This window comes from uncultured Roseicyclus sp., assembly GCF_937892565.1.
In the GTDB taxonomy this organism is placed as follows: domain Bacteria; phylum Pseudomonadota; class Alphaproteobacteria; order Rhodobacterales; family Rhodobacteraceae; genus Roseicyclus.
Genome location: NZ_CALAHQ010000037.1, coordinates 1 through 25,204, shown reverse-complemented (window position 1 = coordinate 25,204; position 25,204 = coordinate 1). Strand labels below are relative to the sequence as shown.

General features: G+C 61.7%; 21 protein-coding genes and 1 tRNA gene. 13 read left to right on the top strand and 9 right to left on the bottom strand.

What is annotated here, in order from left to right:
- The coding region (locus tag Q0094_RS05605) for an NAD(P)-dependent oxidoreductase (RefSeq protein WP_297616122.1) at positions 1-1,370 on the bottom strand (1,370 nt) is incomplete at its 3' end.
- Positions 1,371-1,581: 211 nt separating this feature from the next.
- Here Q0094_RS05605 and Q0094_RS05600 point away from each other — a divergent pair.
- On the top strand, positions 1,582-2,385 hold the full coding sequence (locus Q0094_RS05600) for an undecaprenyl-diphosphate phosphatase (protein WP_297616128.1): 804 nt from the start codon (positions 1,582-1,584) through the stop codon (positions 2,383-2,385).
- A 12-nt stretch (positions 2,386-2,397) separates the two neighbouring features.
- On the opposite strand, the gene Q0094_RS05595 is transcribed toward Q0094_RS05600, so the two are convergent.
- The gene (locus Q0094_RS05595; RefSeq protein WP_297616120.1) at positions 2,398-3,384 is read right to left on the bottom strand and encodes a complex I NDUFA9 subunit family protein; all 987 of its coding nucleotides are present in this window, start codon (positions 3,382-3,384) and stop codon (positions 2,398-2,400) included.
- Positions 3,385-3,548: 164 nt separating this feature from the next.
- On the opposite strand from Q0094_RS05595, the gene Q0094_RS05590 reads away from it, so the two are divergent.
- From Q0094_RS05590 to Q0094_RS05550, 9 genes are all read left to right on the top strand, one after another.
- A complete protein-coding gene (locus tag Q0094_RS05590; protein ID WP_297616118.1) occupies positions 3,549-5,348 on the top strand; it encodes a BamA/TamA family outer membrane protein in 1,800 nt (599 codons plus the stop codon).
- Positions 5,348-8,605, top strand: a complete 3,258-nt coding sequence (locus Q0094_RS05585; RefSeq protein ID WP_297616116.1) for a translocation/assembly module TamB domain-containing protein — start codon at positions 5,348-5,350, stop codon at positions 8,603-8,605. Before Q0094_RS05590 ends, Q0094_RS05585 begins: the two co-directional genes overlap by 1 nt.
- Positions 8,606-8,677: 72 nt before the next feature.
- A tRNA-Leu gene (locus Q0094_RS05580) sits at positions 8,678-8,764 on the top strand.
- Between the two features lie 80 nt (positions 8,765-8,844).
- The gene (locus Q0094_RS05575) at positions 8,845-9,456 is read left to right on the top strand and encodes a ribonuclease D (RefSeq protein WP_297616114.1); all 612 of its coding nucleotides are present in this window, start codon (positions 8,845-8,847) and stop codon (positions 9,454-9,456) included.
- Between the two features lie 10 nt (positions 9,457-9,466).
- Positions 9,467-10,078 carry a hypothetical protein gene (locus Q0094_RS05570; RefSeq protein ID WP_297616112.1) on the top strand — a complete coding sequence of 204 codons (612 nt, stop codon included), beginning with the start codon at positions 9,467-9,469 and terminating at the stop codon, positions 10,076-10,078.
- Between the two features lie 47 nt (positions 10,079-10,125).
- A complete protein-coding gene (locus Q0094_RS05565) occupies positions 10,126-10,581 on the top strand; it encodes an LptA/OstA family protein (protein ID WP_297616110.1) in 456 nt (151 codons plus the stop codon).
- A complete protein-coding gene (gene lptB / locus Q0094_RS05560; protein ID WP_297616109.1) occupies positions 10,578-11,339 on the top strand; it encodes an LPS export ABC transporter ATP-binding protein in 762 nt (253 codons plus the stop codon). The genes Q0094_RS05565 and lptB overlap by 4 nt, the downstream gene beginning before the upstream one ends.
- 226 nt (positions 11,340-11,565) lie before the next feature.
- The gene (raiA, locus tag Q0094_RS05555) at positions 11,566-12,141 is read left to right on the top strand and encodes a ribosome-associated translation inhibitor RaiA (protein WP_297616108.1); all 576 of its coding nucleotides are present in this window, start codon (positions 11,566-11,568) and stop codon (positions 12,139-12,141) included.
- A 79-nt stretch (positions 12,142-12,220) separates the two neighbouring features.
- Positions 12,221-12,685 carry a PTS sugar transporter subunit IIA gene (locus tag Q0094_RS05550; RefSeq protein ID WP_297616106.1) on the top strand — a complete coding sequence of 155 codons (465 nt, stop codon included), beginning with the start codon at positions 12,221-12,223 and terminating at the stop codon, positions 12,683-12,685.
- Here the strand turns inward: Q0094_RS05550 and Q0094_RS05545 are convergent.
- The 7 genes from Q0094_RS05545 to cysQ all read right to left on the bottom strand — a co-directional run bounded on the left by Q0094_RS05545 (position 12,682) and on the right by cysQ (position 20,744).
- Positions 12,682-14,118, bottom strand: a complete 1,437-nt coding sequence (locus tag Q0094_RS05545) for a nodulation protein NodH (RefSeq protein ID WP_297616104.1) — start codon at positions 14,116-14,118, stop codon at positions 12,682-12,684. The two genes, Q0094_RS05550 and Q0094_RS05545, sit on opposite strands and share 4 nt — an antisense overlap.
- Before the next feature lie 3 nt (positions 14,119-14,121).
- Positions 14,122-15,822, bottom strand: coding sequence for a beta-1,6-N-acetylglucosaminyltransferase (locus tag Q0094_RS05540; RefSeq protein WP_297616102.1), 1,701 nt, complete (start codon positions 15,820-15,822; stop codon positions 14,122-14,124).
- Positions 15,819-16,805: a glycosyltransferase family 2 protein gene (locus tag Q0094_RS05535; RefSeq protein WP_297616126.1), complete on the bottom strand. Its 987-nt coding sequence runs from the start codon at positions 16,803-16,805 to the stop codon at positions 15,819-15,821. Before Q0094_RS05535 ends, Q0094_RS05540 begins: the two co-directional genes overlap by 4 nt.
- A gap of 159 nt (positions 16,806-16,964) precedes the next feature.
- A complete protein-coding gene (locus Q0094_RS05530) occupies positions 16,965-18,011 on the bottom strand; it encodes a glycosyltransferase family 2 protein (protein WP_297616100.1) in 1,047 nt (348 codons plus the stop codon).
- A 17-nt stretch (positions 18,012-18,028) separates the two neighbouring features.
- Positions 18,029-18,922, bottom strand: a complete 894-nt coding sequence (galU, locus tag Q0094_RS05525) for a UTP--glucose-1-phosphate uridylyltransferase GalU (protein WP_297616098.1) — start codon at positions 18,920-18,922, stop codon at positions 18,029-18,031.
- A 227-nt stretch (positions 18,923-19,149) separates the two neighbouring features.
- Positions 19,150-19,950 (bottom strand): manno-octulosonate cytidylyltransferase, encoded by an 801-nt coding sequence (locus Q0094_RS05520; RefSeq protein WP_297616096.1) that lies wholly within the window; start codon positions 19,948-19,950, stop codon positions 19,150-19,152.
- On the bottom strand, positions 19,947-20,744 hold the full coding sequence (gene cysQ, locus Q0094_RS05515) for a 3'(2'),5'-bisphosphate nucleotidase CysQ (protein ID WP_297616124.1): 798 nt from the start codon (positions 20,742-20,744) through the stop codon (positions 19,947-19,949). Before cysQ ends, Q0094_RS05520 begins: the two co-directional genes overlap by 4 nt.
- Before the next feature lie 132 nt (positions 20,745-20,876).
- Here cysQ and Q0094_RS05510 point away from each other — a divergent pair, with 132 nt between their 5' ends.
- The 3 genes from Q0094_RS05510 (at position 20,877) to dnaJ (ending at position 25,110) form a co-directional block, all read left to right on the top strand.
- On the top strand, positions 20,877-21,698 hold the full coding sequence (locus tag Q0094_RS05510) for an ABC transporter permease (protein ID WP_297616094.1): 822 nt from the start codon (positions 20,877-20,879) through the stop codon (positions 21,696-21,698).
- Between the two features lie 276 nt (positions 21,699-21,974).
- Complete coding sequence (dnaK, locus tag Q0094_RS05505) at positions 21,975-23,879, top strand: molecular chaperone DnaK (protein ID WP_297616092.1); 1,905 nt, start codon at positions 21,975-21,977, stop codon at positions 23,877-23,879.
- Positions 23,880-23,952: 73 nt separating this feature from the next.
- A complete protein-coding gene (dnaJ, locus tag Q0094_RS05500; RefSeq protein WP_297616090.1) occupies positions 23,953-25,110 on the top strand; it encodes a molecular chaperone DnaJ in 1,158 nt (385 codons plus the stop codon).
- The last annotated feature ends 94 nt before the right edge of the window (positions 25,111-25,204 follow it).

Here is a 25,204-nt window from a genome sequence, read left to right as displayed (position 1 = left end):
TCACGGATCGCCCAGACCACAAGGCTGGCGCCGCGCACGATGTCGCCCACCGCATAGACATTGGGGATCTGCGTCTCATGGGTGCGGAAATTGGCCTTGATCGTGCCCCAACGGGTGACCTCCAGCTCGGGCGCACCCCACAGCGTCGGCAGATCTTCGGGCTCAAAGCCCAGCGCCTTGATGACCAGATCGGCCGCTTCGACGTAATCGGCGCCCTCGATGATCTCGGGGCTTTGGCGGCCGGTGGCATCGGGCTGGCCCAGACGCATCTTTTGCACCATCACGCCATCGACCGCCGCATTGCCGGTAAAGCCCTTGGGGGCAGACAGCCAGACGAAATCGACGCCCTCTTCCTCGGCATTGGCGACTTCACGCTGGCTGCCGGGCATGTTCGCCTTGTCGCGACGATACAGGCATTTGACGCTGACAGCGCCCTGACGAATGGCGGTGCGCACGCAATCCATCGCAGTGTCACCGCCGCCGATCACGACGATGCGCTTGCCTGCGGCGTTCAATTCGCCGCTGTCGAATTCCGGCACCTCGTCGCCAAAGCTTTTGCGGTTGGACGCGGTCAGGTAATCGATCGCGCGCACGATGCCATCGGCCCCCACGCCCGGCGCGTTCAGATCGCGCGATTTGTAGACGCCCGTGGCGATGACCACAAAATCATGCTTGCCGCGGATCGCGTCGAAGCTGATCGTTTCACCCACATTGCAGTTTTGGACGAATTCGATGCCAGCATCCTCGAGCTGCTGGATGCGGCGCATGACCACGTCTTTTTCCAGCTTGAAGCCCGGAATGCCGTAGGTCATCAACCCGCCCGCGCGGTCGTAGCGGTCATAGACCGTCACCTGAAGACCCGCCCGGCGCAGCATGTCGGCGGCCGCCAAGCCACCGGGGCCCGCGCCGATGATCGCGACCGATTCGGCGCGCTCGGTCGACGGCGCGCCGGGCGTGACCCAGCCCTGTTCCCATGCGGTGTCGGTGATGTATTTCTCGACCGACCCGATGGTGACCGTGCCATGACCGGATTGCTCGATCACGCAATTGCCTTCGCACAGGCGATCTTGCGGGCAGATGCGGCCACAGATTTCCGGGAAGGTATTGGTGGCCTGAGAGATTTCATAGGCTTCCCTGAGCCGCCCCTCGGCGGTCAGTTTCAGCCAATCGGGGATGTTGTTGTGCAGCGGGCAATGCGACTGGCAATAGGGCACGCCGCATTGGCTGCAACGGCCGGCCTGTTCGGCGGCTTTGTCGCGCGCATATTCGCCATAGATCTCATCAAAGTCAGCCTTGCGCAGCACCGGCGGACGCTTTTCCGGCATCTCCTTGCTGACGGTGACGAATTTCAACATGGGTTGCTTGGCCACGAAACATCTCCCATCCTAGCTGCGCTGGCTATACCGACAGCGTAAATGGATAAAAAGACAGCTATACTGACCTATTTACGGATTATTTGACCCCAGATCGAACAAAGGCGGGGGTCAAACCCGGAAAATAGTAAACAATCGGACCTATTCGGGATTTTAAAATGCGAAACCAGTTACTTGCGGGAAAATGGATTTTCCGGGGTGTTTTGCGATGATGCTCTGGCATCTGGTCCTTTTGGCGCTGATTCAAGGCGTGACCGAGTTCTTGCCGATCTCAAGCTCGGGGCATCTGGTGCTTTTGCCGAATCTCACCGGGCTGGATGACCAAGGCCAGGTGATCGATGTGGCGGTGCATGTCGGCACGCTTGGGGCGGTGATCGTCTATTTTTGGCCTGATGTGCGGCTGGGCCTGTGGGGCGTGCCACGGCTATTGACGGGGCGCATCGATACGCCGGGTGCAAGGTTGGCGTTCCTGCTGATGGTGGCGACGGTCCCGGTGATCTTGGCGGGGCTGGTGCTGCATCTGACGGGGCTGGCCGATGCGTTGCGATCCATCGCGGTGATCGGCTGGACGATGCTGGTGTTCGGGCTGGTGCTCTATTGGGCCGATCAACGCGGCCCCACGCGCAAGCAGACCGAAAACTGGTCGTTGCGCGATGCGGTGATCCTTGGCCTGTGGCAGGCGGTGGCGCTGATCCCGGGCACGTCGCGGTCGGGCATCACCATCACCGGGGCGCGGTTTCTGGGCTATGGGCGCGACAGTGCGGCGCGGTTGTCGATGCTGATGTCGATCCCCACCATCGCGGCCTCGGGCATCTTGCTGGGGGCGGATGCGGCGATGGCGGCTGATCTGGCGGCGCTGCGCGATGGTGCGATTGCGGCGGCACTTGCCTTTGCGGCGGCACTTGTGGCGCTGGCGGTGATGATGCGACTTTTGAAAACGATCAGCTTCACGCCCTATGTGATCTACCGGATCGTGCTGGGCGTTATCTTGCTTGGCATCGCCTATGGCTGAGGGCCGCCTGCCTCAATCCTTTTTCAGATGGCGGGCGCTTTCCTTGATCTCGGCATATTGGCCGCCGGGTCGGTAGGGCCAAAGGTAACCCTCAAGCACGGCCTCCATCGCGGTGGGCACGATCCCCAGGGTGGCAAAGGTCATCCGATCGGCGCCCACGACATTGTCACGCGCCAGATTGCGCACCTGATCGCGGGTCAACAACCCGTTGTGAAACAGACCCAAGGTTACCGCCTGAAGCCCATCGAAAACGCCCGCCATGATGCGCGCAACCCAGAACGGCGTGTTCACGATCAGGCGCCGCCGCCGGATCACGCCCAGCATGCGCTGCATCAACCCCCGGAAGCTGTCGATATCGGGCCCGCCAAGCTCATAGATGCCGGGCTTGGCCGTGCCCAACACGCCCATCACGGCGGCTTGGGCCACATCATCCACATAGACCGGCTGAAACCGTGTCTGGGCGCCCACAACGGGCAAAACGGGGCCCATCCGGCTCATTGCCGCGAAGCGGTTGAAGAACTGGTCTTCGGTGCCAAAAACGATCGAAGGCCGCAAGATCACGGCGGAAGGGAACGCCGCCAGAACCTCGGCTTCGCCCTTGCCCTTGGTCGATGCATAAAGGCTGTCGCTGTCGGCATCCGCGCCGATGGCCGAGACATGCACCAGTTGCCCCACGCCTGCGTCGGCGGCAATGCGCGCCACACGCACCGCCCCTTCGGTTTGAACGGCGTCAAAGCGGTTCTTGCCGCTTTCCGCCAGGATGCCCACGCAATTGACCACCGCATCCGCACCTTGGATTGCGGCGCGCACGCTGTCGTCATCGCGCAGATTGGCAAGGATCGGCTCGACCTGACCGACAGCGCCATACGGGCGCACGAAAAGCGCCTCGTTCGGGCGCCGCACCGCCACCCGCACCCGCCAGCCTTCCTTGGCCATGCGGCGTGCGATGTATCGGCCGATAAATCCAGAACCGCCGAAAATGGTGACGAGCTTCGACATGGCTGATGTCCTTTGGTCGCGTTGGCCGCGTGATAGGCGGGCCGCATCGGCACGACAAGGCGCAAATCGTCTCAAGTTTCGGTCGTTTTGCGGTTGGTGCATGATCTGACTAGCGCCAAACCGCGGCACAGACTATCCTGAAAGGCATGTCGTTCTTGCCCCGTATGATCCGCGCGTTTGTGTTCACGGCGACCCTTGCTGCCGGGTTATTTCCCGCTGCGCATCCGGCCACCGCACAAGAGATCACGCTGAGCGCGCCCGGTGCTGATCCCGCCCTGATCGAGCGGCTGCGCGCACAATCGCTTTTGCTGCGCCCGACCGACACCGAAGCCGCGCGCCAAGGCCAGGACATCACGGCAGCGGCGCGCGCCGATTACGGTCGGCTGATCGGCAGTCTTTACGAGGCAGGGTTTTTTGCCCCGGTCATTTCCATCCGGCTCGATGGGCGCGAGGCATCCGAAATCTCGCCGTTTTCCGCCCCCGACGCGGTGCGCCGCGTCGAGATCATCATCGAAACCGGCCCACCCTTTCAGCTGGGACAGGCGCAGATCGGCCCGCTGGCCGATGGCACCGTCTTGCCCGAAGAATTTCGCACGGGCGGCCCGGCCACCACGCCACTTTTGCGCGATGCCACCCGGGCTGCCTTGGAAGCGTGGCAAAACCTTGGGCATGCCACCGCCGATCTGGCCGAACAGCGCGTCACCGCCACCCACCGCGCGGCGCTTCTGGATGTGGCGATCCGGATCGATCCGGGACCGGTGATCCGCTTCGGCGCGCTTTTGCCCGAAGGGCAAGATCGCATGCGCACCGAGCGTATCCTTGCCATCGCCGGTCTGCCGGTGGGTGAGATCTATTCCCCCGCCGCCTTGGCGCGCGCCGAAGAGCGCTTGCGCGACACGGGGGTCTTTACAGCGGTTGCCGTGCGGCTTGCCGAACCGGGGCCGGGCGATGTGGCCGAAGTCACCGCGCTTTTGGACGAGGCGCCGCTTCACCGCCTTGGGTTCGGGGTCGAGCTTGCCAGCGATGCGGGCTTGGGCCTGAGCGCCTATTGGCTGCACCGCAACCTGATGGGCGGGGCCGAACGGCTGCGCTTTGATCTGGAGGTTTCAGGGATCGAGGACATCGCATCCAGTGACGGGATCGACACTGTCATCACCGCGCGCTTTGATCGACCGGCCAGTTTCGGGCCAGACACCGGCCTGTCGCTGCAAGCCATCGCCGTCGCACTGCGGGAGCCGACATTTCGGATCGACGGCATCGGGGTGGAGGGAAAGCTGACGCGTCAGATGTCGGAAACCTTGACGCTTCAGGGGGGGCTGGGGCTTGCCTTTTCACGAATCGAGGATGGGTTTGGCGCGCGCGACATCACGGGGCTGACCCTGCCGTTGGGCGTGACCCATGACGGCCGCGACAGCGCGATCGATGCCCGCCAAGGCCATTTTGCAGCGGTGACGCTGACACCGTTTCAGGTTCTGGGCGGCAGCACAGGGGCGCGGCTGACAGTTGACGGGCGGGGCTACTGGCCGCTTGGCGCAGGTGACCAAACCCTGCTCGCAGGGCGGGTTCAGTTTGGCACGATCACAGGCGGCAGCCTGACCGATATTCCACCCGACGATCTGTTCTTCTCGGGCGGGTCGGGCACGGTGCGCGGCCAATCCTATCGTGTGCTGGGCGCGGTTCAGGCGGGCCTGCCCAGCGGCGGGCGCAGCTTTGCGGGGTTATCGGGCGAAGTGCGCCGCAAGATCGGCGACACCGCTTTTGGCATCGTCAGCTTTGCCGATGCGGGCTACGTCAGCGCGGATGCATGGGGTTCGGGCAGCGCCGATTGGCATGCGGGCGCGGGGCTTGGTCTGCGGTATGCAACACCGTTTGGTCCGATCCGCGTTGATCTGGCGATCCCGGCATCCGGCGACAACGCAGGGCGCGATCTGTATCTCTATATCGGTATCGGGCAGGCATTTTGATGCGGATCGGGGCGATCTTTGCGGTGATGCTGGCGCTGGCGCTGCTGCTTCCCGGTCTGGCCATGGCACAACCCGCCGATGACCGTTCGCGCATCGTGCGGTTTCTTGAAGAACAGCTGTCAGGCGGCGCGCGTCAGGTGACGATCCAGGGGTTCCGGGGCGCGTTGAGCGCCAGCGCCGAGATGGATCTTTTGACCATCGCGGATGCGGATGGCGTCTGGCTCAGGCTGGAAGGCGCGCGATTGGATTGGTCGCGCGCGGCCCTGCTGCGTGGCGCGTTACAGATCAACGCCTTGCACGCCGAGCGGCTGGAGGTGGTGCGCGCGCCGCTGCCCGAACCGGGGCTTGATCTTCCGACAGCCGAAGCCACGCCGTTTCGCTTGCCGCAATTGCCGCTGTCGATCGCCATCGGTCAGATCAGCCTTGCACAGGTCACGCTTGGCCAGGCCGTGATGGGCACGGCGGTGGATCTGTCGGCGGGCGGCGGGGCAACGCTGGCGAAGGGGGTCGGGCACGCCGATCTGGAGATCACCCGTCTGGACGGCCCCGAGGGACGATTTGCGTTGAGCGTCGATTATGCCAACGACACGGGCCAGTTGGATCTGTCGCTGGTTCTGACCGAGGCGGCTGGCGGCCTTTTGGCCACCCGTCTGGCCCTGCCCGATGCCCCTGCAATCGGGTTTTCGGCCACGGGCAGCGGGCCGATCGACGATTTCACCGCCCGGATCGCGCTCGACAGCAACGGCGCACCGCGCCTGAGCGGCTCGGTCGCCACGATCCGTGATGAACAGACCGGCCTCAGACGCATCACGGCGGATGTGGGCGGCGACATCACACCCCTGTTTTTGCCCGATTACCGCGCCTTTTTCGGGCCTGACGTGGCCCTGTCGACCGAGGTGCAGCTTTTGCCCGATGGCGCGGTGGAATTGGACAGGTTGCGGTTGACGGCCGCCAAACTGGCCATAGACGGCACGCTGTCGGTGGCGCCGGGTGGTGTGCCGCGCGCCTTTGATCTGACCCTGCGGATGGCGGACCCATCAGGGCAGGGGCCAGTGCGGCTTCCGGTGCCGGGTGGGGATGTGACCGTCGGGCAGGCCGATCTGACGCTGCGCTATGATGCAGCGGCGGGCGATGGCTACACCGCACAAGGCGCGATATCCGCGCTCGCCACCTCCGGTTTCAACATCGCTCGAATTGGGCTGGAGGCCAGCGGCACGCTTGGCCCCGGGGCAGATGGCCTGAGGCTGGACGCGCCGATCACCCTTGATATCGCGGGTCTTGCCCATGGCGACCCCGCGCTGGCCGCAGCACTTGGCGCGGCAGGACAGTTGCAGGCGCGGCTGCTGTGGTCCGAGGGCAACCCCATAAGCCTGCGTGATCTGTCAGTGCAGGCGGGCGATCTGCGGTTGACGGGTGTGGCGGCCCTGGCCTTGGGCGACGACCGCCTGACGCTCGACACAGATCTGGCGCTCGACATTGCACGCTTGGCGCGGTTCGCGCCGCTGGCCGGCCAGCCGCTGGCGGGGCGTCTGGCGGCCAATCTTGCCTTGCAGGCCGATGTGCTGTCGGGCGCATTCGACATGGTTCTGAACGGCACGGGCCGCGATTTGCGGCTGGCTGATGCACTGCCGCCCGCGCTTTTCGACGGTGACACCGATGTCACGCTATCGGCGCTCCGGGATGAAAACGGGCTGACTTTGCGCGCGCTGACCCTGTCGGGCACTCAGCTTGATCTGAGCCTCGATGGCCGGATCAACAGCGATGGCGCATTGGTCAAGGGCTCGGGCGAATTGGCGGATATCGGGCTCTTTACCGATACGTTGCGCGGGCCGGTCACGGCCGGCCTGAACGTCACGCGCGGCCCCGGCGATACGGCGCCTTGGCGGCTGCGCGCGGATGTCGCCAGCGCCGCGGGGCTGAGCGCATCGCTGGCAGGCAGCGTGATGGGTGAGGATGGCACGGTGGACATGACCGCCAATGGCCAAGTGCCGCTGGCGCTGGCCAACCGGGCGCTGGCCCCCCAAAGCCTGTTTGGCATATTGGGTTTCGATCTGGCCGTCCGGGGCGCACCCGGGCTTGCGGCGCTGTCGGGCACGTTGCGGATGGCAAATGCGCGGCTGACCCTGCCGCTGGCGCAAACTGCGCTGGAAAACCTGACAGGCAGCGCACAGATCGCGGGCGGGCGGGTCACGCTGTCTGCAACAGGTGATCTGGCCAGCGGCGGCGGCCTGAGGGTCGATGGCACGGTCGGGCTGGATCGGCCCGGTCTGCCCGCACAGATCAGCCTGACCGGGCAAGCGATGCGGCTGGTGGACCCACGGCTCTATGATGCGCGCATTGACCGGGCTGATATCACGCTGAACGGGCCATTGAGCGGCGCGTTTCAGGTCGCCGGAACCGTCACGATGGGCGAGACGAATTTGCGCGTGCCCGATAGCGGGCTGGGCGCATCAGCGCCGATTCCACCCATCACCCACCTGGATGAAACCCCAGCCGAACAGCGCACCCGGATCGCCGCGGGGCTTGGTCCCACTCAGGAACAAACGGGTGGATCGCAGCGCATCGGGCTTGACCTGACGATCAATGCGCCGGGGCGGGTGTTCATCCGCGGCCGCGGTCTGGATGCCGAATTGGGCGGCAATCTGCGAATCGGCGGCACCACCGCCGAAGTGATCCCCGCAGGGCGGCTGAACCTGATCCGCGGGCGGCTGTCGATCCTTGGCAAGCGGCTGGACCTGACCGAAGGGGCAGCCACATTGGAGGGCAACTTTGATCCGTTCATCCGGCTGCTGGCCAGCGCCCGCAGCGGTGGCTACCAGATCGCCATTTCACTGATCGGCCCGGTCAGCAAACCCGATATCGCCCTGTCCTCAAGCCCGGCGCTGCCCGAGGATGAGATTCTGGCACAGCTCTTGTTCGGGCGATCAGTGTCCGGCTTGTCGCCGGTGCAGGTGCTGCAACTGGCCGATGCCGCCACCGGGCTGGCGGGCGGATCGTCACAGGGCGGGTTCTTGGCCAATCTGCGTCAGGGTCTTGGGCTTGATGATCTGGATCTTCAGACCGATGCCCAAGGCAATGCCGCATTGCGCGCGGGGCGCTATCTGTCCGACAACATCTATACCGATGTCACCATCGGCGGTGATGGCGGGGCGGGCGTGTCTCTCAACATCGATCTGACCCCCGACATCACCGCGCGCGGCAGCTTTTCGTCGGCCGGGGATACAAGCCTTGGCCTGTTTTTCGAACGCGATTACTAAGGCGCGCTGTTGGTCGCCGATCCCCGTTGACAGCCCCCCGAGGCCACGGTATCAGCCGCCTCCACGACACCTGCCCAGGTGGCGGAATTGGTAGACGCGCTGGTTTCAGGTACCAGTGGCCGAAAGGTCGTGGAGGTTCGAGTCCTCTCCTGGGCACCATGTCTTGTCTGTTCGCTATGGCGTTTGCGCGCAAGCGGTTCTAAGTGACCCCGGTACGCGCAGCCCAAAGGAAAAGAGACATGACCATCCATTTCCATCACAATGATCTGCCCGATGGTCTTGATCTTGGACCTGTGGTGGCCATCGATTGCGAAACCATGGGCCTTAACCCGCATCGTGACCGGCTGTGTCTGGTGCAGCTGTCGGGCGGCGACGGGCAGGCACATCTGGTTCAGATTGCGCGTGGCCAGACCGTGGCGCCTAATCTGTCGCGGCTGTTGAGCGATGCAGATGTTCTGAAGCTGTTTCATTTTGGCCGCTTTGACATCGCGGTGATGTTTCACGCCTTTGGTGCGCTGGCCGCGCCGGTCTATTGTACCAAGATCGCTGCCAAGCTGACGCGCACCTACACCGACCGGCACGGGTTGAAATACCTGCTTCAGGAATTGCTCGACATCGATATTTCCAAGCAGCAACAGACATCGGATTGGGGATCGGAAACGCTGAGCGAGGCGCAGAAAAGCTATGCTGCGTCCGATGTGCTGTATCTGCATCGGCTGAAAGACGCGCTTGACCCGCTTTTGGTGCGCGAAGGGCGGGCTGATATCGCGCAGGCCTGTTTCGATTTCCTGCCGACACGCGCAAAGCTTGACCTTGCGGGTTGGCCCGAGATCGACATCTTCAGCCATTGAGGCCAAGGCGATGGCAGGGTCCAACCGCTATTCCACCCTTGTTGCTTGGGCAAAGGTGGTGTTGCCGCTGACCGCACTGGCGCTGTTGTCGACGCTGTTCTTGTTTTCGCGCACACCCAACCCCGATGATGCGCTGCCATTCGCCAATGTGGATGTGGAACAGCTTTCCAGCGATCAGCGCCTGTCACAGCCGCGTTTTGCAGGCACGCTGCAAGATGGCCGCGCCGTCACGTTTCAGGCCGACAGCGCGACACAACACGGCGCCAAGCCCAACGTCATCCACATGATCAATGTAGAGGCGGATGTGGCGCTGAGCGCGGCCAACACCCTGAGGCTATCGGCCGAGATCGGCGATTTCGATCTGCCCGAACAAAGCATCGCGTTAAGCGGGGCGGTCACGATCCTGACCTCGTCAGGGTATCGCCTTGTATCAGAGGCGATCAGCGTGGCGTTGGATCACATGCGCCTTGTCTCACCGGGTGCGGTTGTGATGAGCGCGCCGGGCTTGACGCTGGAAGCTGGCATGATGCAGTTGACCGGCAACGAAGAGCAGGCTTTGGTCAGTTTCACTGGGGGCGTTCGCCTGCTATATGTGCCTGAGGATGGAACCGAAAGACCATGACGATGCGCCAAATGCTCCGCCCAGCCATTGTGGCCCTTTGTCTGGCCATGGCCGGACAGTCCGCCGCGCAGATCGCGGTGGGTTTTGGCGGTGTGGCCCATGATGCCACCCAGGCCGTGGAGGTCGTGGCAGACAGCCTTTCCATCGACCAGACCAGCGGACGCGCCCTGTTCGAGGGCAATGTGGTCATCCTTCAGGGCGATTTGCGCATCGCTGCGGGTCGGGTCGAGGTGATCTATTCCGATGCCGGCGCCACGCGCGGTGTCGATGCGGTGATCGCGAGTGGCGGCGTTTTGGTCACGCGCGGGGAAGATGCCGCCCAAAGCGACGAGGCGCGTTACGACATCGCAACCGCCCTGTTGAACATGGCAGGCGATGTGTTGGTGACCCAAGGGGCCATCACGATCGCGGGCGACAGCATGGTGATCGACATGGCGACCGGCAACGGCACCGTGGGTGGGCGCGTCCGCACCGTGTTGACCCCCGAGCGACAGCAGCCATGACCGCGCGCCCCGCCCTCAGCATAACCCAAGGCGGACAGGGGCTGGTTGTTGACCGGCTGCGCAAATCCTACCGCAAGCGCCCGGTGATCCGGGATATTTCCCTGACCTTGGCGCGGGGTGAGGTGGTGGCGCTGTTGGGCCCCAACGGATCAGGCAAGACCACATCCTTTTATTGTATCGCAGGGCTGATCACGCCCGATGGTGGAACCGTCACCATTGATGGGCAGGATGTGACGCTGTTTCCGATGTATCGCCGTGCACGGGCCGGAATCGGGTATTTGCCACAAGAGATGTCGATCTTTCGCGGCCTGTCGGTGGAAGACAATATCTTGGCGATCCTTGAGGTGGTGGAACCCGACCGCGCCCGCCGCAATGATCGGCTTGAGGAATTGCTGGCCGATTTTTCCATCGCGCATCTGCGCCGCGCGCAAGCCCTGTCGCTGTCGGGGGGCGAGCGGCGCCGGGTCGAGATCGCCCGCTGTCTGGCATCGCGACCACGCTATGTGCTGCTGGACGAACCCTTTGCCGGTGTCGATCCCATCGCGGTGAATGATATCCGGCATCTGGTTCAGGATTTGAAGACACGGGGAATAGGTGTGCTGATCACCGATCACAATGTGCGTGAAACGCTCGAGATCGTGGACCGTGCCTATATCTTGCATGACGGGATCATCATAAAGTCCGGCACCCCCGATGAGGTTGTGCGCGACGAAAATGTGCGCCGCGTCTATCTGGGGCAAAGCTTTCGCATCTCCTGATCGCAAGGCACTGCTTTACGTTGACACCGGGTCGCGGGCGTCGCCTAATGGGGGTGATGTTCGCGTTCGCTTCATCCCTGATTCAGCCGGGCCTGGCCCGGCAAAAGGCCCGCCTTGGCGGGTTATGGATCGCCCTTAATCGCAATCGACCGGACATGCTCTTGCACCGGCGCCACGGCCCATCCCGGGCCGTTTCGCCCCGGTGCACCCGAATGGCGGAGGCCCCATGCGCTACCAAATCACCGGAAAACAGATCGATGTCGGCGACGCGCTGCAAACCCATGTAAAGACCAGCATGGATGCCGCGGTGAGCAAATACGCCCAACGGCCGACCGATGCGACCGTCATCTTTTCGCGTTCCGGTGCCGAATTCGTCTGCGAGGCGACGGTGCATCTGTCCACAGGCCTGACCGCGTCGGCCAAGGGGCATGCGCATGAAATCTACAGCGCCTTCGACAGCAGCTGCGAGAAAATGGAAAAACAGCTTCGCCGCTACAAGCGCCGGCTGAAGGACCATCACCGCGACCGGCAAAGCCCCGTTGAAACCCTTGAGGCACCCATGTATGTCCTTGCCCGGTCTGGACACGAGGAAGAGGAACACGAACCGCGCGACTTGAACCCGATCATCGTGGCCGAAATGGCAACCAAGATTCCATCCCTTTCCGTCGGTGAAGCCGTGATGCAGATGGAGCTTTTGGGTGCGTCGGTCATGATCTTTCGCAACGAGAAACACAGCGGGGTGAACGTGGTTTATCGGCGCGACGACGGAAATGTCGGCTGGATAGACCCGCGATTGGAATGAACGCGGCGCGCATTGCGGCGCCAGACTTTGCCGCAACGCGCCAAACCGATCCGGTTGTCGGATCATTGTGGGGTATGGAATGGACCTGTCGTCGCTGTTAAAGCCGCGCGCCGTCAAGGTGTTGACCGATGTGACCAGCAAGAAGCGATTGATGCAGTCAATCGCGGTCTTGGCGCATGACCTGATCGGGCTGCCGGAAAGTCAGATTTTCGATGCGCTGCAGGAACGTGAAAGCCTTGGTCCAACAGGCGTCGGTCATGGGGTGGCCTTGCCACATGCGCGCCTGCCGGAATTGACCGAGGTGCATGGCGCCTTTTTCCGGCTGGAAAAACCCGTCGATTTCGATGCGGCCGACAGGCAGCCCGTGGATCTGGTTTTCGCGCTTTTTGCCCCTGCTGACACCGGGGTGGACCATCTCAAGGCGCTGGCGCTGGTGTCGCGCACATTGCGCGACGGGGCCTTGCGCAGCAAGCTCAGGGCCAATGCAGATCCCGGGACGCTGCATACCTTGCTGACCGAATACGAAACATCCAAGGCCGCTTAACCCGCCGTCCAGGTAACAAACCCAAGGTTCAGGTAATCGCGCCGATAGGTCGCCATCGCGGCTTGTTCGATCATGCTGTCATGGATGTGGTTCAGCGGCACGGATGTCGGAATGCACTCGGCTTGGATGGGCGGGCTCTGGGTCAGGCCGACCGCGCGGGCCAGATCGCCCAGCGCTTGCGCCATGTCGGCCTCATGGATCAGATGATGGGGCGTCGTGACTTGTGCGATACCTTGCAAGATCGCGGATTGCGTTGCCCAAGCGGGGTCGACCCTCACGCTGGTCTGCCCGGCCAGATTGGCCTTGAGAAAATCAAGAAACGCCACGAACGCGGTCTTTTGCGCCTCGGCCCCCCAACCGGGACCGGGCGTTTTGGCCGGGATCGGCAGCTTGTAGCGTTGCCGCATGATCTTGCGCGGTTCGGCATAAACAGGGCGGTCATCTGGCAGAACGAAGCGGCAAAAGCTGTTATAGGCGCGCGCCACCGGATGGCGCAGCACGCTAAAGCTGCGATAGCCGGGATGGTCCTTCATCCATTGGCACAAATCCTTTTGGGTCATCCCGCGCAGCAGCGCGTCGCGTCCGACACCGCCGATGGCCCCCATCCAGTTTAGCACGGCCTGTTCCGGCGCGCCCTTGATCGGCAGAAACAACAAGCCTGCCTGTGGATGCGCCACAAAGCCCGCCACGCCCGCGGCCCGGGGCGGTTCGAATTCCTGTGTGACAGCCAGACCGAACCGATCCAGATCGCGCAAGCCCGCCAGCATGTCCTCGTAGTTCTCGACCTTTTCGGCCAGATCATCGGGATTTTGCTTTTTCAGCCTTTGCGGCATCGTCTCCAGCCGGCCCGCCGACCCCAGAAAGGCGGCAAGGCCGTTCAAGACCTCTGTGTCAGCGATATCCTCGTAGCGGATGTGAAACGCCGTCTGCCCCGTAACCTGAAGCCCGCGCCGCAAACGACGTTGAAAAGCCATCAGATGATCCAGCAATTCGGTGAACTCGATCAGATCGAAGCGGATCCTGGCGGATTTGTGGCGACGCACATCAGTCATGCGCCATTGCCCCGTCGCGGTGGCGATCTTGCGGCTGACGTAGCTGTCAAGCGGATTGCGCGTGAGGATCACCTTGGCGATGCGTGGATCGGGCAGAACACGATCCACAACCCGGTCATCATGATCGTGAAACAGCCGAAAACCCGGCAATCCCTCGGAATGTGCGATCATCGCATCCAACAGGCCAATGGGATCGGCCTCGCGCTGGTCGATGTCATAGCCGAACATCTCGAAGCGGTTGTGCTGGCCAATAAAGCCGGGATTGTAGATCTCACCGTGACAGATCACGTCAGGCAACGCGTTCAGGCTTTCTTGTAAAAGATTTGATCCCGTCCGCATCTCGGCAAAAAGAACAAAGGCATCAAATGTGCGGTCTGGCATGGATCAGGTCACAAGATAGGGACGATTGCGGTCGGTGGGCGGGCGGTGCACGATGCCGTCTTGCGGGAAATCGCCCACGGTCATCGGGTTCATCCCCTGATTTTTCAGCGATTGCACAAAACCCGCGAACCCCGACAGATCGGCCATGCGCGGCGCTTCGGTCAGGCGAAGCACGTTGGCGCCATCCATCGCGTCAAGCACCCCTTGCAGGTTTTCTATCGGCTCTTCGATGAATTCCGCAAGGGTCCAGATGCGGATGTTGGCGCGGGATTTCGCGTGGCGCAGGGCGTTGACGAATTCAATCTCATGGCGCTGAAGCTGGGCGGCCTGTTGACGAATGTCCGCGAAATCGCCGGTCGACTGATAGAGCCGCACAGCCCACGCCCCGGTGATGACCGAAATCTGGGCATTGGCGTCATTGGCCATAAAGACGCCAGCACGCTGGTTGTCGCGCGGGCCGAACATGAACACCTGCCGCGCGCCGCGCGTGTTCCAGATCAGGCTGGTCAGGAACTGCTCGGGCACATAATCACGCAACACGGGATCGGACGAAAGACAGCCGATATAAATCGGGGCATCATCCGCGAAACGGGCGCGCACGGGATCAAAGATGTTGCCATGAACCGGCGCCCCAAGCCTGCGGGACAGCCACCCCTCAAAATCCTCGAAAAGATCGTTGAAGCCCTGAAACACGCAATAGGGGGTGGCGGTCTTGCCTTTTTCCCGATCTGATTTCGGAAAACGGCCCGGCATGTAAAGCCCCGGCCGCCCTCGGGTGCGGCGCTCCTGCGCTTTTGAAAAGACCCGGTCGATCTTGCCGGGCGCGGGTTCTGCCATGCGATTGTCGGCGGCGTGATCGGTCAGAAATGTGGCGTAAAGCCGGTCTGCCTTTGGCCAGATCTTGCGCGCGACAAAGCAATCGGACCGGCGCAGCAGATGCAGATGGTCATCATAAAAGACATGCGGCTTGCCCTGAACATCAAACTTGGACAGCGTCAGCGACCGGCTTTCGATCCTGCGGGCGTATCTTCGAACCAGGGTCTGGTAATAGCTCTCATCGGGTATCCAGACGTTCCGAAAAAACTGTTCAAGCTCGCGCCGCCTTGGATCTTGTAGAATCGCGGTCAGGGTTTGACGTGTCAGGCACCACCATTGGCTGCCCAGATGCGGGACGATCCCCTTGGGCAGTGTGCGACGATAGCCGAGGCGGCGTTGCAGACCGACATAGGCGTCAAACAAGACACGCTGTCGTTTCCACGAAAAAGGAAACCGCAGCGTGAACCGTTCCAGGTTCAGCCCCCCGACGGTCCAGTCCACATCCTCGGACGTGACGCTTTCGATGAAATCCGTCATGGGACGGTCGGCCAGATAGGCGCGCAACTCATCCACTGGCCGAAGCGGCAAGCACGACCCAGAGGCCAGATAGACATGCCGCACTTCGGGGAATTCGGCCAGCAGCATCTCGGCCGCGCTTTGGGACGCCTGCACCAGCGACCACGTTCCCCAGTCGCAGCGCAGCCGCCTGGTAAACCGAAGCCTATCCAGATCGCCCAGGTCCCGGCGAAACGCCTCATAGGCGCTGCGTGTCACGCGACCATCGACGTGAATGACCACCGGGCAATCGCGTTCGGCCAGATGGCGCGCAACCTGGGCGGCGCGGTGCAACGCGGTATGGCATAACATCACGAAACCAAGCGTGCTCATGCCCAGTTACCCTTGGACATCAGGCCAAGAATCTCAAGCTGGCGCCAATTGATGTAGCGTTCCGACCATCGGGTCCAGAAATCGGGGTTCTGGCCCAACCCGTCATGATAGGCCCGGTATTCGGCCGAAGCAGCATGATGTTCGCGCCGATCAAGCTCTTCGGTAACCTTGGCGCTGAACGTATCAAGGAATTTGGCGTGCAGCAGCATACCCGAGGTCTTTTCACCCCCCGATTGATCATACACAAGGTTCAGCCCACGCGGCAGCAACATATGGGTCGAGCTCAGATAGGCATAGCGCCGATGCCACTTGACCAAAGGGATCTTGTTGAGCGCAGGGGCGCGCGCGGGGTTGTCGGCAAAGAAACTCCGCGCGCGGGGCCCGCCCTGAATCCACAGATTGCCATATCGGCGGTTGCGCTGGATGACATAATTGCCCGGATCGAACCAGCAAGCGATCTGAAACGGATCGGTGCCTTCGACATAGGGCTGCGCGGCGATCGGCCCCTTGGGATACATGTCCAGCAGCATCGTGCCAAAGGACCGGATGGAACTTTCCTCCAGCCAGTCGGTCAGCGCGCGGATCGGACGGGTGTCACAAAAAGGAAAGATGAAGAACTCATCCGGATCGACAACAAGCGTCCAGTGATCATGCCCATGGCGCCGTTGCAAATAGTTGAGCCAATCCACCCCGAACCGGGCCGACTTGTAGCTTTTTGCGGTCGTCCATAGGGAAACGTCTGGCTGTTGGGCAATATAATCGGCGCCGCCATCCTGGCTGGCGTTGTCGACCATGATGAAATGATCCACGCCAAGATTGCGGTAATATTCAAGAAAATAGGGCAGACGAACCGCTTCATTGCGGAAGGTGCTGAACAGAAGGATATCGCCCGGCCGGATGCTGTCGGTGCGGTTCTTGACCGACCGCAGATCGCGGGATTTGTGCCAAGCCCGAACATGGCAGCGTTGCCGTTGCACACGCAACCCAAGTGATTGCAAGATACCCAAAACCTACCCCGTATGCCGCGATCGAACTGGAAGCGCCATTTGCGCTAACACGGCCTTGGTTAACGTAATGCTTACCAGCACCGGAATCATCTGTTTTCGGATTTTTCCCGAACTTTTGGCCAGAACGGTTGCTGCTCAACACCAATCGCCCGCCGACATCAGGCCCAACTGTTCCAGTTGGGCGGGGCTTTCGTAGCGTGTCGATGCGACATGCCAAAGATCGGGCCCAGCGATCAAGGCCCGGTGATAGGTCTCGTACAAGTCGCCGTTCTGGAAATGCTGGCGGCGTTGCAGTTCTTCGGCGGATTTGGCCGCGATCTGCGGCAAGAACTTGCTGTGCAGCAAGACACCCGTCGGCGCATCTGTGTCAAAGACATGATTAAGCGCCAGCGGCAGCATCTGATGGGTCGACGTGACATAGGCATAGCTGCGCCGCCAGCGCACCAGCGGGGTCTTGTTCAAGGTTGGGGCACGCTGGGGTTGATCGCGGAAAAAGACGCGGTCGCGCACCCCGCCTTGCACCCAAAGATTGTCGAACACCGCATGACGCCGGGCGCGGTATCCGTCGGCATCAAACCAGCACAGGTGATCAAAGGGGTTCTCACCGGGCACATAGTTGCCCGCGCTGACCGACCCCTTGGGATAGGCATCCAGCATGACCACCCCGAACGACGGCCGGCCGGTTGCGTCCAGATGCGCAACAAGATCCCCAAGACCCCGAGCCCCGGGCAAGATCAGCGCCTCGTCAGCATCCAGCGTCAGGCACCACTTGCCCGACCCAAAGCGGAACTTGAGGCACATCAGCCAATCCACCCCAAAGCGCGCCAGCTTGTAGGACGCATCCGTTGTCCAAAGCGATACATCCGGCTGCGCGGCAAGATAGCTGTCGCTTCCATCGGTGCTGGCATTGTCGACCACAAGAAAATGGCCCACCCCAAGTGCCCGATGATGGTTCAGGAAATAGGGCAACCTGTCGATCTCGTTGCGAACGGTCGAAAATGCCAAAATCGGTGCAGCGGCAATGGCCGCCTCATCGACGCGCAAACGGCTTATGTCATGACGTCGGCGCAGCGCCCGCAGGATCAGGCGGCGCCGTTTCCACCGCATGCGATACAAGAACCAAGCCGACCGGCACAGCGGCGGATTCTGGGCGGCGAGTGCGGAAAAGACGGACTGCGACATCTGACGGGGACGCCCGCCTATTGCGCGGCGCGGCGGGCGGTCATCACATCGCTCAGATAGGTCGAAAATTCATCGCGCAGATCATCACGACCCAGCGCAAAGGCCACGGTCGCCTGCAAAAAGCCGGCTTTTGACCCGCAATCGAACCGCTGCCCCCGGAACCGGAACCCATAGACATTGTCCGAATTTGTGATCTCTTGGGCGATGGCATCGGTCAACTGAACCTCGCCCCCTGCGCCGGTCTTGATCTTGTTGAGGTTATCCATGATCGCAGGCGTCAGGATATAGCGCCCGATCACCGCAAGATTGGAGGGGGCGCTGCCCAATGCGGGCTTTTCCACCATGCCCTTGACCGATACGACCGCACCCATGTCCTGCTTGATGTCGAGCACCCCATAAGCCGATATCTTGCTGGCCGGAACCTCCATCGCGGCGACCATGTTGCCGCCGATCTCGGCATGGGCCTCGACCATTTGCTGCAGACACGGCGTTTCGGCCGCGATCACGTCATCGGGCAAGATCACGGCAAAAGGTTCGTCGCCCATCAAGCGTCTTGCGCACCAAACGGCGTGGCCCAGACCCATCGCGCGATTTTGGCGAATATAGGCGATGGCGCCTGATTCCATGTTGGTGGCCTTCAAGGCTTCCAACAGGTCGGTCTTGCCCTTTTTGCGCAGTTGGCTTTCCAATGCGGGCGCAATGTCAAAGTAATCTTCCAGCGCGGATTTGCCCCGGCTGGTGACAAAGATGAAATCCTTGATCCCGGCGGCGCGTGCTTCGTCGATGGCGTATTGGATCAAGGGCCGGTCGACCAGGGTCATGATCTCTTTCGGGATCGACTTGGTGGCGGGCAAAAACCTTGTGCCCAGCCCAGCCACGGGAAAGATCGCCTTGGTCACACGCTTTTTCATCGGGACATCCTCACCTGAAGCACAGGTCAGCGCCGTCTTGACCCGCGTCACGTACACAATAGAGCAAAGACGCTGAAAAAGGAAATCTAGAAAAATCTAAAGGTTAAGTTGGTCTGTGCTTTGCCCCGTGCCGGATGCGATGCCGCCATCACTATTGTGCAGCCGTTACCGAGGCGAACATGCGGTCAAGCGGCCCAAAATCCGCTCAGGCAGGTTTCGGGCATCGGTCACGGCTGGCCCATGGCGGTCAGCATCGCCTCGATTCGTGGCACATCCTCGGGATTGTTCAGCTCCCAGAACTTGCGACCCTGCGCGGCCACTTCAACGCAAAGAACCGGCTGGCCGGCTTCCAGAAAGCGAAGCTGTTCGAGGCCCTCGAGCGTTTCCAATGGGCCAACCGGCCACGCGGGATAGGCCCGCAAGGCATCAGGGCGATAGGCATAGACGCCAACATGGTGGAACACCGGCGTATCGGCATCGGGTGCGTAGGTGTCGGCGGTATAGGGGATCACCTCTTTCGAGAAATAGAGCCCGCGCATCGCCCGATCGACCACGGCGGTGGTCCCTCCGACGCGCCCTGCGGCGCGATCCGCCTTGAGGGCCGCCAGCGTTTCCCCGTCACAGCGCAAGACGGGGGTGGCGATGGCTGCAACCTGATCGGCGCGCAGCCCGGCGATCAACGCCTCCAGAAACCATGGTGGGGTGAGCGGGGCATCGCCTTGCAGGTTGACGATCATTTCAACGCCACCGCCCAGCTGCTCAAGCGCTTCGGCGCAGCGTTCGGTTCCGTTGCGTGCCGACGAAGAGGTCATCAGCACGTCGGCCCCAAATGCACGCACGGCATCGGCAATACGATCATCATCGGTGGCAACATAGATCGCATCCAGACCCGACACCGCACAGGCCGCGCGCCAGCTGCGTTCAATAAGGCTTTGCGACTGACCCGTCGCGCCGCGCAACAAAGCCAGCGGTTTGCCGGGATAGCGGCTAGAGGCGTAGCGCGCAGGAATGACGCAAATGACGCTCATGGTGCCTTTACCTCGACGCCCGGGGCATGGGCGATGAAAAATCCGTTGGCGTAACCGGGCTTGCCATAGACAAAGGGCTGGTGATCTTCGAAGCGGATCATCCGGCCGCCAGCACCGCGCAGCACGGCATCGCCCGCGGCGGTATCCCATTCCATCGTGCGCCCCAAACGGGGGTAAAGATCGGCCTCGCCCGCGGCAACCAGACAGAATTTCAGCGAGGAGCCGGCATTCTTGAGATCTGCCACTGCATATTTGCCGATATAGGCCTCGGTGGCGGCGTCGCTGTGGGATTTCGACGCCACGATCCGCAAGGCGGCATTGTCGGGTTTCGCGACCCGCATGGGTGTGAGCGGTCCGGGATTGGCGGCATCGAAAGGCCCGGTTTCCTCGACGCTGTGACCATGGGCATCGGTGTAAAACAACCGTCCCTTGGCGGGGGCATAGACCACGCCGCGAAGCGGCACACCATTTTGCACCAGGGCGATATTGACGGTGAAATCGCCCCGGCGCTGAACGAATTCCTTGGTGCCATCCAGAGGATCGACGATCAGAAAGCTGCGGGCGGTCTGGCTATGGCTGGCGGCCTGTTCTTCGGTCACCAGCACCAGATCGGGAAATTCCGCGCGCAACCGCGCCGAGATCAGCGCATCGGCCGCCTCATCGGCCATGGTAACCGGGCTGTCGTCTGACTTGGCCCGCACCGCGAAATCGGGGCTCTCATAAACCTGCATGATGCGGGTGCCCGCCTCGATGGCGGCTGCGCGCAAGACCCGCATCAGGTGATCGTAATCCACATCCGCCTCCATTTCGCCTTCATTGGATGGTATTGATTTCGACGTTATCGTCGGCAACAGCGGGCGGGGCAAGAGTGGCGCGCCGGGCATGGATCGGTGCAGGGTTTGGAACGGTAACGGGGTTCAGCACGTATGTTCGAGACCAGACGCCCGCAATCGACCCTCAGCCTTGCTATGACCATGCTGGAGCTCAGCGTTCACACCGCCGCCCGCAAGGTGCGCCAAAGCCATCGCAGCGCGATCTGGGCCATTCTTCTGAGTATTTTCCAGTCATTGCTGTTTCTGGCCGCATTCTATGTTGTGTTCTCTGTCCTCGGCATGAGGGGCGCCGCGATCCGTGGCGATTTCATGCTGTATCTTTTGACCGGCATCTTTGCCTATCTGACGCATGTCAAGGCCTTGCAACAGGTGATGGGCGCCGAGGGTTCGGCGTCGCCGATCATGCAGCATGCGCCGATGAATACGCTGGTGGCGATTCTCTCTTCGGCGCTGGGTGCGCTCTATACCCAGACCGTCAGTCTTTTTGTGTTGCTGTTGATGATTCACACCATCATCAACCCGATCACGATCCATGATTGGCCGGGCGCCTTGATGATGTTTCTGCTGGCATGGGCCACAGGATGCGCGGTGGGCCTGATCTTGCTTGCGGCAAAGCCGTGGTTGCCCGATGTGGTCAACATCTTGCAGCTTATCTATGTCCGGGCCAACATGATCGCGTCGGGCAAGATGTTCGTGGCCAATATGGTGCCGGGCATGATCATCGATATGTTCGACTGGAACCCGCTGTTTCATGTGATCGATCAGGCGCGGGGATTCACATTCGTGAACTACTTTCCGCATCATTCGAATTGGCAATTTCCCCTTTATTTCACCCTGATCGCGCTGGTCATCGGCTTCATGGCCGAAGCCTATACCCGCAAGCATGCTTCGGCCAGTTGGGGGGCCGGACGCTAGCCCACACGCGATGGGATCAGGCAATGCGCTATCGGGCGGCGGCGACTGGATCGGCCAGTCGCGCCAAGGCGCCCGGACATTCCCAAGGCCACAGGCGATTTTGTGCGTTTTTCGGATGGCAAGCCCCGCTTGCAGGGGCCAAACCCCCCTCCTATATACCCTCCGAACCGGTCGGGCGTGCATCCCGGCCAGACAGATTGCCATTTATGGGGCGACACCGGGGGCCAGAACGGACCCGCCATCGCCCGTTCGCTTGAAAGAAGGGACCCGACAACCATGGCCAAAGTGATCGGTATCGACCTCGGCACCACCAATTCCTGCATCGCCATCATGGATGGCAGCCAGCCCCGCGTGATCGAAAACTCCGAAGGGGCGCGCACCACGCCCTCGATCGTGGGCTACACCGAAGATGAACGCCTTGTGGGTCAAGCGGCCAAACGTCAGGCCGTGACAAACCCCGAAAACACCATTTTTGCGGTCAAGCGCCTGATCGGCCGCCGTCTGGGCGATGCCGAGGTAGAAAAGGACAAGAAGCTTGTCCCCTACAAGATCGTCAATGGCGGCAACGGCGACGCATGGGTCGAAGTGCGCGGTGAGAAATATTCACCCAGCCAGGTTTCGGCCCAGATCCTGACCAAGATGAAGGAAACCGCCGAAAGCTACCTTGGCGAGGAAGTGACGCAAGCCGTCATCACCGTACCCGCCTATTTCAACGATGCCCAGCGCCAAGCGACGAAAGACGCGGGCCGGATCGCCGGGCTTGAGGTGCTGCGCATCATCAACGAACCCACGGCGGCCGCACTTGCCTATGGTCTGGACAAGAAGGAAACCCGCACCATCGCGGTCTATGACCTTGGCGGCGGCACCTTCGACATCACCATCCTTGAAATCGACGATGGCCTGTTCGAAGTGAAATCGACCAATGGCGACACCTTCCTTGGGGGCGAAGATTTCGACATGCGGATCGTCAGCTATCTGGCTGACGAATTCAAGAAAGAGCATGGCGTCGATCTGACGGCTGACAAGATGGCATTGCAGCGGCTGAAAGAGGCCGCCGAAAAGGCCAAGATCGAGCTTTCGTCTTCCAGCCAGACGGAAATCAACCAGCCTTTCATCTCGATGGGCGCGGGTGGTCAGCCCTTGCACCTGGTGATGAAGCTGACGCGCGCCAAGCTGGAAAGCCTTGTGGGCGATCTGATCACGAAATCGATGAAGCCCTGCGCGGCGGCTCTCAAGGATGCGGGCCTGTCCAAGGGCGATATCGACGAGGTCGTCCTGGTAGGCGGCATGACCCGCATGCCCAGAGTTGTGGAAGAGGTCACCAAATTCTTCGGCAAGGAACCCCACAAGGGCGTCAACCCCGATGAGGTCGTGGCCCTTGGCGCCGCCATTCAGGCCGGTGTCTTGCAAGGCGACGTCAAGGATGTGGTCCTTCTGGACGTGACGCCGCTGAGCCTTGGGATTGAAACGCAGGGGGGCGTGTTCACGCGCCTGATCGACCGCAACACGACGATCCCGACGAAAAAGGCACAGATCTTTTCGACCGCCGACGACAATCAGAATGCGGTGACGATCCGGGTGTTTCAGGGCGAACGCGAAATGGCGGCCGACAACAAGATGCTGGGCCAGTTCAACCTTGAAAACATCCCGCCCGCACCGCGCGGCATTCCGCAGATCGAAGTGACCTTTGACATCGACGCCAATGGCATCGTGTCGGTCGGGGCCCGCGACAAGGGCACCGGCAAGGAACAAAAGATCACCATCCAAGCCTCGGGCGGCCTGTCGGACGAGGATATCGAACGCATGGTGCGCGAAGCGGAAGAAAACGCCGAAGGCGACAAGAAGCGTCGCGAATTGGTGGAAACCCGCAATCAGGCCGAAAGCCTGATCCATTCGACCGAAAAATCGATCAATGAGCATGGGGACAAGGTCGACCCGTCCACCGTCGAAGCGATCGAGCTGGCGATCAAGGCCCTGAAAGACCAGTTGGATATCGATGATGCCGGCAAGATCAAGAGCGGTATCCAGAACGTGACCGAAGCGGCCATGCGGCTGGGTGAAGCCATCTACAAGGCGCAAGCGCAAGACGGCGATGACGATCGCGATGGGGCCCGCCCGGTGGATGACGACATCGTGGATGCCGACTTCGAGGATCTGGACGACGACCGCAAACGCGGCTGATCGCGTGACATGAACCCAAAGCGACCGGTCGGGTCTGACCCCGGCCGGTCCATGCGTTCAGGGAAGGGACGACATGGCAAAGCGCGATTATTACGAGGTTCTGGGGATCTCGAAGGGCGCCTCCGCCGAGGAGATCAAGAAAGCCTATCGCCAAAAGGCGAAAGAGCTTCACCCCGACCGCAATTCCGATAATCCCAACGCCGAGGCCCAGTTCAAGGAGGTGAACGAGGCCCATGACGTGCTGAAGGATGCCGACAAGAAAGCGGCCTATGACCGCTTTGGCCACGCGGCCTTTGACGGGGGCATGGCGGGTGGCGGGCGTGCAGGCGGTAACGGTGGGCGGCCGGGTCAGGGCGATTTCGCCTCGGCCTTTTCGGATGTGTTCGAAGATCTGTTCGGCGATTTCATGGGCGGCCAGCGCGGTGCAGCCCGCAGCCGGGCCAGCCGTGGCTCGGATTTGCGCTACAATCTGAAAATCACCCTCGAAGAGGCGTTTTCTGGTCTGACCAAACAGATCACCGTGCCCAGCACCATCGCGTGTGCGGGCTGTTCTGGCACCGGATCCGAAGGCGGGGCGGAACCGACCACCTGCCCCACATGTTCCGGCATGGGCAAGGTGCGCGCCCAGCAAGGATTTTTCACTGTCGAACGCAGCTGCCCGACCTGTTCGGGAATGGGCCAGATCGTCAAGAATCCCTGCCGGAGCTGTGGCGGCGCGGGTCGTCAGCAAAAGGATCGCGCGCTGTCGGTCAATATCCCGGCGGGTGTCGAAACGGGAACCCGTATTCGCCTGTCAGGTGAGGGCGAGGCCGGGCTTCGCGGCGGGCCGTCGGGCGATCTTTACATCTTCATCGATGTGGCCGAGCATCCGCTGTTTCATCGCGAAGGCATCGATCTGTTCTGCCGCGTGCCGGTTTCGATGACAAAGGCCGCCTTGGGTGGCGAGATCGAGGTGCCGACCATCGATGGTGGCCGCACCCGCGTCAAGGTGCCCGAAGGTTCACAATCGGGCCGCCAGATGCGTCTGCGCAGCAAGGGCATGCCACAGCTTCGCGGATCTGGCATCGGTGAGATGTATATCGAATTGGCGGTCGAAACGCCCGTGAGCTTGACCAGCGAACAAAAGGAGCTGCTGCGCAAATTCGACGAGATCAGCGCCAAGTCGAACAACCCCGATGCCAGCGGATTTTTCGAAAAGGTCAAGAGCTTCTGGGATGGGATGAAAAGCTGAACATCAGACCACGTTAAGGGCGATATCAGCGGCGCGACGGATCACTTCATTGTCGCCCGTAACACCGCCCACGTCGGGGCCAAGGGTTCGGTCG

Coding starts and splice junctions, on each gene's coding strand:
- dnaJ (WP_297616090.1), top strand. CDS start 23,953: ATGGCAAAGCGCGATTATTACGAGGTTCTGGGGATCTCGAAGGGCGCC.
- Q0094_RS05530 (WP_297616100.1), bottom strand. CDS start 18,011: ATGTCGCAGTCCGTCTTTTCCGCACTCGCCGCCCAGAATCCGCCGCTG.
- Q0094_RS05575 (WP_297616114.1), top strand. CDS start 8,845: ATGACCATCCATTTCCATCACAATGATCTGCCCGATGGTCTTGATCTT.
- Q0094_RS05510 (WP_297616094.1), top strand. CDS start 20,877: ATGTTCGAGACCAGACGCCCGCAATCGACCCTCAGCCTTGCTATGACC.
- Q0094_RS05585 (WP_297616116.1), top strand. CDS start 5,348: ATGCGGATCGGGGCGATCTTTGCGGTGATGCTGGCGCTGGCGCTGCTG.
- Q0094_RS05590 (WP_297616118.1), top strand. CDS start 3,549: ATGATCCGCGCGTTTGTGTTCACGGCGACCCTTGCTGCCGGGTTATTT.
- Q0094_RS05595 (WP_297616120.1), bottom strand. CDS start 3,384: ATGTCGAAGCTCGTCACCATTTTCGGCGGTTCTGGATTTATCGGCCGA.
- Q0094_RS05600 (WP_297616128.1), top strand. CDS start 1,582: ATGATGCTCTGGCATCTGGTCCTTTTGGCGCTGATTCAAGGCGTGACC.
- dnaK (WP_297616092.1), top strand. CDS start 21,975: ATGGCCAAAGTGATCGGTATCGACCTCGGCACCACCAATTCCTGCATC.
- Q0094_RS05570 (WP_297616112.1), top strand. CDS start 9,467: ATGGCAGGGTCCAACCGCTATTCCACCCTTGTTGCTTGGGCAAAGGTG.
- galU (WP_297616098.1), bottom strand. CDS start 18,922: ATGAAAAAGCGTGTGACCAAGGCGATCTTTCCCGTGGCTGGGCTGGGC.
- Q0094_RS05520 (WP_297616096.1), bottom strand. CDS start 19,950: ATGAGCGTCATTTGCGTCATTCCTGCGCGCTACGCCTCTAGCCGCTAT.
- Q0094_RS05550 (WP_297616106.1), top strand. CDS start 12,221: ATGGACCTGTCGTCGCTGTTAAAGCCGCGCGCCGTCAAGGTGTTGACC.
- Q0094_RS05545 (WP_297616104.1), bottom strand. CDS start 14,118: ATGCCAGACCGCACATTTGATGCCTTTGTTCTTTTTGCCGAGATGCGG.
- Q0094_RS05565 (WP_297616110.1), top strand. CDS start 10,126: ATGGCCGGACAGTCCGCCGCGCAGATCGCGGTGGGTTTTGGCGGTGTG.
- raiA (WP_297616108.1), top strand. CDS start 11,566: ATGCGCTACCAAATCACCGGAAAACAGATCGATGTCGGCGACGCGCTG.
- Q0094_RS05540 (WP_297616102.1), bottom strand. CDS start 15,822: ATGAGCACGCTTGGTTTCGTGATGTTATGCCATACCGCGTTGCACCGC.
- lptB (WP_297616109.1), top strand. CDS start 10,578: ATGACCGCGCGCCCCGCCCTCAGCATAACCCAAGGCGGACAGGGGCTG.